We start from the raw sequence: 1,292 nt of genomic DNA on the forward strand, positions 1-1,292 counted from the left end.
CGGTTCGGGCGGCGGGGGAGGAAGCGGAGCCGCGAACGCCAAGGGCGTCGACGACGGCGCCAAGTTGACGATGTGGACGCGTGCGGCGACCCGGCCGCAGAGCGAGGCCCTCGTCAAGGCGTACAACGCGAGCCACAAGAACAAGATCGAACTGACCGTCATCCCCACCGACGACTACCAGGCCAAGGTCGGTGCCGCAGCCGGCTCCCGTGACCTGCCCGACCTGTTCGCCTCCGACGTGGTGTTCGTACCGAACTACACCTCCAGCGCGCTCTTCGCCGACATCACCGAACGCGTCGACGCCCTGCCGTTCGCGAAGCACCTGGCCCAGTCGCACATCAAGGCCGGTACGTACGAGGGCCGGAAGTACGTCGTGCCGCACACGCTGGATCTGTCGGTGCTCTTCTACAACAAGGAGCTCTACCGCCGGGCCCAGCTCGACCCGGAGAAGCCGCCCACCAGCCTTCGCGAGTGGGACCGGCAGGCCCGGGCCGTGGACGCGCTGGGCGGAGGTGTCAACGGCACCTTCTTCGGCGGCAACTGCGGCGGCTGCGGCGTCTTCACCTGGTGGCCGTCGATCTGGGCCGCCGACGAGGACGTGCTGAACAAGGAGGGCACTGAAGCCCGACTCTCCTCCGACACCGCGAAGAAGGTCTACGAGACCTACCGCGGCTGGGTGCGGGACGACATCGTGGCCCCCGGCGCACGCGACGAGACAGGCACGACCTGGACCGGAGTCTTCCCCAAGGGCAAGGTCGGCGTGATGCCCATGCCGTCGACCACCCTGGGACTGATGCCCAAGAACCTCGACCTCGGTGTCGCGCCCATCCCCGGACCGGACGGCGGCAAGTCCACCTTCATCGGTGGTGACGCCATCGGCATCTCCGCCACCAGCAAGTCGCCCGACCAGGCCTGGAACTTCCTCGCCTGGTCCCTGGGCGACAAGGCCCAGGTCGACGTGGTCGCCGCGAACAAGGACGTGGTGGCGCGCACCGATCTGGCGTCCAATAAGCACTCCAAGTCGGACCCGCGGCTGGTGACGATCAACCAGCTCGTCGCGCACGGCCGCACCCCGTACGCGCTGAAGTTCGGCCAGACCTTCAACGATCCCAACGGACCCTGGCTGACCCTCATGCGCGACGCCGTCTTCGGCGACGAGGGGGCACTCGACAAGGACAACGAAGCGGTCGGTGCTTCCCTGGCCGACTGAGCGGCTCCAAGGTCCAGGCCCGAGGGGTACGGAACCGTCAGCCGCTGCCCAGGCACCAGTCGGCCCCTCGGCGCCCCCGCCC

The 1,292-nt window shown here is 68.5% G+C and carries 1 protein-coding gene; it reads left to right on the plus strand.

All coding sequences use genetic code 11. The annotated features are described in order from the left end of the window. Positions 1 to 1,210, plus strand: a 1,210-nt coding sequence (locus FPZ41_RS46560) for an ABC transporter substrate-binding protein (protein ID WP_152870937.1), incomplete at its 5' end; no start/stop codon positions are given. Between the last annotated feature and the right edge of the window lie 82 nt (positions 1,211 to 1,292).

This window comes from Streptomyces acidicola (genome assembly GCF_009377235.1).
Taxonomy (GTDB): Bacteria; Actinomycetota; Actinomycetes; order Streptomycetales; family Streptomycetaceae; genus Streptomyces; species Streptomyces acidicola.